4 protein-coding genes and 2 pseudogenes are annotated in these 7703 nt (G+C 70.2%); 5 read left to right on the plus strand and 1 reads right to left on the minus strand.

The genetic code is table 11. The features are described from left to right. The 4 genes and pseudogenes from AB0J58_RS43400 to AB0J58_RS43415 all read left to right on the plus strand — a co-directional run. A pseudogene (locus tag AB0J58_RS43400) lies at positions 1–848 on the plus strand (phospholipid carrier-dependent glycosyltransferase); the annotation flags it as partial. A 110-nt stretch (positions 849–958) separates the two neighbouring features. Further along, complete coding sequence (locus AB0J58_RS43405) at positions 959–2173, plus strand: hypothetical protein (RefSeq protein ID WP_364227334.1); 1215 nt, start codon at positions 959–961, stop codon at positions 2171–2173. A 377-nt stretch (positions 2174–2550) separates the two neighbouring features. Beyond that, positions 2551–3573, plus strand: coding sequence for an AI-2E family transporter (locus AB0J58_RS43410; protein WP_364227337.1), 1023 nt, complete (start codon positions 2551–2553; stop codon positions 3571–3573). A gap of 169 nt (positions 3574–3742) precedes the next feature. Next, the gene (locus tag AB0J58_RS43415) at positions 3743–4384 is read left to right on the plus strand and encodes a hypothetical protein (RefSeq protein WP_364227340.1); all 642 of its coding nucleotides are present in this window, start codon (positions 3743–3745) and stop codon (positions 4382–4384) included. Between the two features lie 75 nt (positions 4385–4459). Here the strand turns inward: AB0J58_RS43415 and AB0J58_RS43420 are convergent. After that, positions 4460–5872 (minus strand): annotated as a pseudogene (locus AB0J58_RS43420) (serine/threonine-protein kinase); the annotation flags it as partial. Between the two features lie 288 nt (positions 5873–6160). Here AB0J58_RS43420 and AB0J58_RS43425 point away from each other — a divergent pair. Then, positions 6161–7663 (plus strand): ricin-type beta-trefoil lectin domain protein, encoded by a 1503-nt coding sequence (locus tag AB0J58_RS43425; protein WP_364227343.1) that lies wholly within the window; start codon positions 6161–6163, stop codon positions 7661–7663. Positions 7664–7703: the final 40 nt, after the last annotated feature.

Genomic DNA, 7703 nt, shown 5'->3' on the forward strand with positions numbered 1-7703 from the left:
AGTGGTCGGGGATCTTCTTCCTGATCGCCTTCGCGGTCATGTCCCTGGTCTGGGACGCCGGGGCCCGCCGGGCCGTCGGCCTGCGCAGACCGTACGGCGGGGTCTTCGGCAAGGACCTGCCGAGCGCCCTGCCCGCGCTGGCCCTGCTGCCGGCCCTCGCCTACATCGCCTCCTGGGCGGGCTGGTTCGCCTCTCCCGGCGGCTGGGGCCGCAACTGGGCGCAGGCGACCTCGCAGGGCCCGGTGTTCTTCGTCTTCGACTCCTTCCGCTCCTGGCTGAGCTACCACTTCCAGGTGCTGAGCTTCCACACCGGGCTGGCGACCCCGCACAACTACCAGTCGGAACCCTGGTCCTGGCCGCTGCTGCTCCGCCCCGTGGCGTTCTTCTACGAGAGCCCCAAGGGCGCCTGCGGCACCGACAGCTGCTCACAGGCGGTCCTGGGCGTCGGCACCCCGGTCATCTGGTACGGCGGCCTGGCCGCCCTCATCGCCATGGTCGCCTGGTACGTCGCCACCCGCGACTGGCGCGCCGGGGCCGTGCTCCTCGGCTACGTCGCGGGCTGGCTCCCCTGGTTCTACTGGGCGATCGCCGACAACCGGACCATGTTCCTGTTCTACGCGATCCCCATGGTCCCGTTCATGATCCTGGCGATCGTGCTCGCCGCCGGAATGATCATCGGTCCGTCCGACGCCCTACCCGGGCGGCGGATGGCCGGCGCCGCGATCGTGGGGGCCTTCACCCTGCTGGCGCTGGTCAACTTCTGGTGGCTCCACCCGGTGCTCACCGCCGAGATCATCCCCTACGCCGAGTGGAGCTCACGAATGCTTTTCAAGAAAGGCTGGATCTGACAGCTCGCATATGAGCCACTTAGAAGACATTTCCTAGGGTAGGCACCGTGCAGGATCCATTACGTCACGTTCATCGTCAGAGCAGGCCCGCATACGGCAGACTTCGAGGCATGCCTGCACCGGACGTGGCCGCACTCCTGTCGGAGCTGGAGCGTTCCGAGCCCGCCTCCGCCGAGCACGCGCGCAGCGCGATCGACTGGCTGACCGGTGGCGAGCCACTGGAGACGATCACCGAGCTCAACGTGTGCGAGTTCCTCTGGTACACGTTGCCCGCCAAGGTCACCGGGGACCGCACCGTGATCGCCCACGCGCTGGGCCGGCTGCTGCGGCTGGGCGGCCTGGAGCGCTACGCCGCCCTCTGCTCCTCCCCCACGACCGCCCACATCCTGCGCACCTACGCCCGTCTGGGCGAGGACGCGGGCATGGCGGCCTACCAGAGCGCCCTGGACGCCACGGGCGTGCTCCCGCCCGACGTTCCCGAGCTGCACTGGAGCTCGATCATGGGCCCCGAGGAACTGGGCGCGCACGGCGCCTGCTCGGCCGCACTGGAGCTGGCCATCGTCTCGGGAAGGCTCGCCCCCGACTCCGCCGAACGGCAGACGCTCACCAGCCACTGGCTCACCGCGCCCCGTCCGGAGCTGGGCGGCGACAACTGGCTCCACCGGGTCCAGGGCGAGCGGCTCAACCGCTGGGTCCTCGGCCGGGGCACCGCCTGGCGCGAGCTCGCCCAGCCCTTCGAGGTGCGCCTGCACGCCCCCATCCCGGCACCCGACGAGGCTCACCTGGGCGCGCTGCGCTGGCTGCTGACCGTGGGCCGCCGCCCGGGGGGCATCCCGCTGACCCAGCGGGGCAACCTCGCCCGGTCCGTGCTCGCGGAGAGCACCTGGAGCGGCGCGGAGCTGGCCGCGGTCCGCGAGGTGGCCCAGGGCCACATGGGCGCGCTGCGCCAGGGCGGCAGGCGCCTGGTGACCACCCCGGTGGGCGAGCGCCTGCTCGGCGACGCCGACCTGCTCTGGGAGACCGCCGCCGCCGCACTGCTCGCCCCCGTCTCGGGGGAGAGCGGCTTCCGTACCTCGGCCAGGGAGGTGGCGCTGATGCTGCTCGCCGACGGCGCTCCCGCCGACCGCGAGCACGTCACGGCGGTGATCGACTGCACGGAGTGGCAGGCCGTGGAGGTCGACGCCTCGCTCACCGAGCTGAACAGGCGCCTGGACGCCTTCGGCCTGCGCGTCGACGGCGACCTCACCCCCGCCGGACGCTCAGCCGCCCTGGCCGCCCTCCGCAGCCACGCCCTCCGGCCCCGCCAGTACGTCAACCTGACCTGACCTCCCTTCGCGGGCTCCGGTGCCGCGGCCGGCCTGATCCGTACGAGGGGCCGGGCGGGCACGGCGAGCGAAATCACGGCGGCCGGCCGACTATCCCTCCGGGAAACGGGCAGGGTGCGCTGGTGTCCGAGCCCACCCCCGCCGACCGCGTGCCAGCGGCGGCAACATCCCCTCCCGGCGTTCCACCGGCGGAAGAGAACACACCGACCGGATCGACCGACCAGGGCGAACCGGCCAACGCCGCGGACCTCGAACCGATCATGACCTCGGCGGGTCCCCTGCCCCTGCCGGGCGTACCGGCGACAGGTCAGGGCGGCTCCGCGCCCAGGTCTTCGGGTGCCGGACCGGACCACCCGTTCGGCCGTCCGGGGCGCTCTATGAGCGGTAACCCGTTCGTGTTCGGTTTCACCGCCGCCCTCGGCGTGCTCACCGCCTGGTGGCTGGTGCAGGCGGTGGTGAGCGCGAGCTCGGTGCTGATCCTCATCATCGTCTCGCTCTTCCTGGCCATCGGCCTGAACCCGGCGGTCGAGGTTCTCCAGCGGCGCAACGTACCACGCATGATCGCCATCGCCGTCGTCTTCCTGGGGGTCATCGGGGTCTTCGTCGGCTTCGGCCTGGCCGTGGTGCCCCCGCTGACCGCGCAGTCCACCCAGTTCGTCGAGCAGTTCCCGCAGTACCTCAAGGAGCTGCAGGACAACCCGATGATCCGCGACCTGGACCAGCGCTTCCAGCTGCTGCAGAAGCTGCAGCAGTACGTGACGAGCGGCGACTTCGGCACCCAGATGTTCGGCGGCGTGCTCGGCATCGGGTCGGTCCTCATCGGGGCCGTCTTCAACTCGCTGACCGTGCTGGTGCTGACGCTCTACTTCCTGGGCTCGCTGAAGTCGCTCAAGAGGATGGCCTACCGCCTCGTCCCCCGCTCCCGCCGTACCCGCGCGACCCTGCTCGGCGACCAGATCATCGACAGCATCGGCGGCTACGTCGCCGGGAACCTGATCATCTCGCTCATCGCCGGTGTGACGACCTTCTTCTTCCTGAGCATCATGCAGGTCCCGTACGCCCTGGCGCTCTCCCTGTTCGTGGCGCTCACCGACCTCATCCCCCTGGTCGGCGCCTTCATCGGCGCGGGAGTCGCCTCGCTGGTGGGTTTCTTCGTCTCCCCGACCGTCGGCATCGTCTGCCTCGTCTTCTTCACGATCTACCAGCAGATCGAGAACTACTGGATCGCACCGGCGGTGATGAAGAGCTCGGTCGACGTGCCACCGCTCGCCACGATCGTCGGCGCCCTGCTCGGTGGCGCGCTGCTCGGCGTGGTGGGCGCGCTGCTGGGCATCCCGATCGCCGCGGCCGTCCTGCTCATCGTGCGGGAGGTGGTCCTGCCCCGGCAGGAACGCACCTGAGGGCGGCCGGGAGCACCCGGGGGGCGGAGGTCACCGGCGCCGCCCCGTACCTCGCGCCGGGTTGTGCGGCGTTGCGAATATTTATCACTTCTTCGACACGAAATCTCATAGGTCACAACAACATGCGATAGAAGATCACATGCACCTATTGTCTCCTCTTGGGGTACACGTGAAGAAGCATCTTCGACTCCTCGCGGCCCAGCTGTTCGCCATGGCCCTCGTCATCACCGTCTTCTCCAGCCCCGCCCACGCCGACACCACGAGCGACGCCCAACTCGCCGCCGAGTGGCAGACCGCATGGGACACCCACAAGTTCTACGACCGCACCCCTCCCCTTCCGGACTCCGGGCGGAGCCGCGCCACCAGCAGCATCTCGATCACGATCAACGCCCCCGCCGCCAAGGTGTTCCCGGCATATTCCAACATCGACAACCACGTCGGCATGCACTCGTTCCTGAAGCGGGTCGTCACCCACAAGGACTGGTTCAAGTACGGTAAGCGCCACATCAACTTCACCGCCGTCGAGGAGATCCCCTACGAGGGCGCGATCGTCACCAGCAACACGCACGCGCAGCAGCGCATCAACGCCGACGACCTCTACTACGAGACGGACACCTGGTCACTGCCCGGCGTCGTGACACACCAGAAGATCGTCTTCACGAAGCTGGCCGGCGGGAAGACCAAGGTCACCGAGTACCTCACCTTCGACGCCGACACCTCACTGATCGACTTCGTCGTCGCCAACGGCGTCGCCTCCCACGAGGTGACCCAGGCGGGCCTGAAGCAGGCGATCGAGAGCGGCTCCATCTGATCCACCCCCTGGCCGGGGCCGCCTGCACGGCGCGCCCCGGCCGTCAAAGCGCGTCTTTCTCCGGCGTTTCCGGCGCTAGCCCGCGGCGCTGCGGCCCTCCATCCCGGCGACGCCGATCGAGCCGGTCGAGCCGCGCAGGCCGAAGGCGTACCGGTACTGCTGCCGGGCCTGTGGGGTGGCGAGCACGTCGCCGATGGTGGCGACGTTCAGCGTGCGCCACACCCCGTCGTTCTCGGCGAAAGAGGTGATCGTCTCGCCGGAGAGCACCAGGGCGAGACGGTCTCCCCCTTCGAGGGTCAGCGGTACCTCGCCGTGGGTCTCCAGGAAACCGCCGTTCACCCGGACGTTGATCCCCGACGCCTTGCGGGTGTGGTTGTACCAGGCGGTCACGTAGTTGTCGCCGTCCTTCACCCACCCCACGAAGACGCTGTCCTCCGGCTGCCCGGTGCCGGCGAACGTACCGGTGGTCAGCACGCTGACCGCCCTGTCCGAGGGGAGTGCGCCGGACCCGCCGATGATGCCGAAGAACGGCTCCGAACCGCTCCCGACGAACCTCCCGGAGCCGACGGAGATCGCCGGCACGGCCTCGTCGCCGCTCGGCCGGTACGCGGCGTACCACTCGGGGGCGTTGTCGGCGAACCGGTCGGCGACATCGACCTTCGGGAACGCCTCAAGGTCGAGCGGCCCCTTCGCCTTTGGAAGGGCACTCACCTCGGAGCTTCCCACCGCCTGCTGTTCGCCGATCCAGGACGGTACGAGAATCACCCCGGCGGTCACGGCCAGTGCCGTGGCCGCGGCGGCCACCACGAGCACCGGCCAGCGCAGGCGCCTTCCCTCCGGCGCGCGGGGGGCGAGCCCGGCCGACGGCGAGGTCGGTCCGGGCTCCGGCCGGTACCGCGCTCCGGCGGGCAGCCCCTGACCGGCGGGCACCGCCGGATCGACGAGCGTCCGCCCCTCCGGATGCGCGTCCGCCCGCGGCGGGCCCGGTAGCGGCGGGCCCGGTCGCGGAACCGGTCGCGTGCCCTGTTGCGGAACCGGTGGCGGACCGCCGGGGGCCGGGCCGCCGACGGTCTCGCCGGTGAGGTCGCGGAGCAGGCGGTCGGCGGCCGGGCGGGCCGCCGGGTCCTTGGCCAGGCAGGCGGCCACCAGCGAACGCAGTGGCTGGGGCACACCCGAGACGTCGGGCTCGCCGTTCAGGACGGCGTGCAGAACAGCCGGGACGCTGCTCGCGGGAAAGGCCGCCCGCCCCGTCGCGGCGAAGATCATCGTGCTGGCCCAGGAGAACATGTCGGAGGCCGGCGTGAGCGATTCGTCGGTGAGCTGCTCCGGTGACATGTAGGCGGGGGTACCGGCCAGATCGGTGCTGCTCGTCATGTGGTCGACTGCTCGGGCGATACCGAAGTCGATCACGACCGGCCCCTCCGGACCGAGGATCACGTTGCTCGGCTTGAAATCCCGGTGCACGATCCCCGCCCGATCAGATGATCTCCGTGTGCGGGGCCAAGGCTATCCTGACTCGCCTTGACCTCAACGGAGAACAATGACGTCCCGCCCATAGTTGGACTACTGCACAACTTTCCCCCTGGTCGGGCAACCACTGTCGCGGAGATCTCGCAGATCACGGGCGGGTCGCGGGCCGGTCGGCGGCGACGGCGCCGCACCCGCCGACCATATTCAACGGGCGATCTTATTGACTTGAAATATTACAAATGGAAAAGTTTCTTTCGAGAGAGCGCTCTCACGCCTCGTCCACCCCCCAACCTCAGAGGACCAGCCGTGAGATTCACCGTGCTGACCAGCGCGGCGGTAGTCGCCGCCGCGCTGGTCTTCCCAGCAGCCCCCGCACAGGCCGCCCCGCCCGGCCCGAACCCGTCCGCCTCCCCCGAGCAGGCACTGCAGCGTGATCTCGGCCTGAACCCCACCCAGGCCCGCATCCGGCAGGCCCACGAGGCCGGCGCATCGGTGGTGGAGCGGAACCTTCGCAAGCGCCTCGCCGACCGGTTCGCCGGCGCCTGGTTCACCCCCGCCGAGGGACGGCTCTCCGTCGGCGTTCTGAACAGCCAGGACGCCGAGCTCGTCCGCAAGGCGGGCGCGCTGCCGGTGGTCGTACCGCGCAGCGAGAAGCAGCTGGACGCCACGAAGGCCACCCTCGACAAGGCCGCAGAGGCCGCCGGCAAGGACATCTACAGCTGGCACGTGGACGTGGCCGCGAACAGCGTGGTGGTGTCGGCCGCCGACAGCGCCGCGGCCCAGAGCTTCGTCAGGAGCAGTGCCGTCGACTCCGGCGCGGTGAGGATCGCCGTCGGCCAGGCTCCCAGGCCGCTCTACGACATCCGCGGCGGCGACCAGTACGTCATCAACGGCAACACGCTCTGCTCGGTCGGCTTCTCGGTCAACAACGGCGGCTTCGTCACCGCCGGGCACTGCGGTGGCACCGGCAGCCCCACCCTCGGCTACAACAACGTCGGCCAGGGCACCTTCGCCGGTTCGTCGTTCCCCGGCAACGACTACGCCTGGGTCCGTACCAACGGCAACTGGACACCCCGCCCGTGGGTCAACAACTACGGCGGCGGCAACGTCTCGGTGGCGGGCTCCCAGGAGGCCGTGGTCGGCGCCTCCATCTGCCGGTCCGGGCGCACCACCGGCTGGCGCTGCGGCGTCATCCAGGCCAAGAACGTGACCGTCAACTACTCGGGATCGCTGGTCTACGGGCTCACCCAGACCACCGCCTGCGCCGAGGGCGGCGACTCGGGCGGCGCCTGGATCACCGGTGACCAGGCCCAGGGCATCACCTCCGGCGGCTCCGGCAACTGCTCGACCGGCGGCAACACCTTCTACCAGCCGGTCAACGAGGTCCTCGGCGCGTACGGCCTGACCCTGACCACCACCGGCGGCAGCGGGAACACCAGCCGGCTCATCGGCTGGCAGGGCAAGTGCATCGACGTGCCCAACAGCAACGGCGCCGACGGCCAGCGCCTGCAGCTGTGGGACTGCAACAACACCAACGCCCAGAACTGGACCTTCCCCGGCGACGGCACCGTCCGCGCCTTCGGCCTCTGCATGGACGTGGCCTGGGGTTCCACCGCCAACGGCGCCGCCATCCAGCTCGCCAACTGCAGCGGCAACCCGGCACAGCAGTTCGTCCTGAGCGGTGCGGGCGACCTGGTCAACCCGCAGGCCAACAAGTGCGTGGACGTAACCGGCTGGGGCGGTGGCGGCACCCCGCTCCAGCTCTGGGAGTGCAACGGCGGCGCCAACCAGAAGTGGCGCCGCGGCTGACCTTCGCCCGATCCCGTCGGGGCGGTGAGCGCTCACCGCC

The organism is Streptosporangium sp. NPDC049644 (assembly GCF_040675205.1).
GTDB lineage: Bacteria > Actinomycetota > Actinomycetes > Streptosporangiales > Streptosporangiaceae > Streptosporangium > Streptosporangium fukuiense.

Excerpts from the sequence above, each read along its gene's own strand:
- AB0J58_RS43405 (WP_364227334.1), top strand. The coding sequence starts at position 959 with ATGCCTGCACCGGACGTGGCCGCACTCCTGTCGGAGCTGGAGCGTTCC.
- AB0J58_RS43410 (WP_364227337.1), top strand. The coding sequence starts at position 2,551 with ATGAGCGGTAACCCGTTCGTGTTCGGTTTCACCGCCGCCCTCGGCGTG.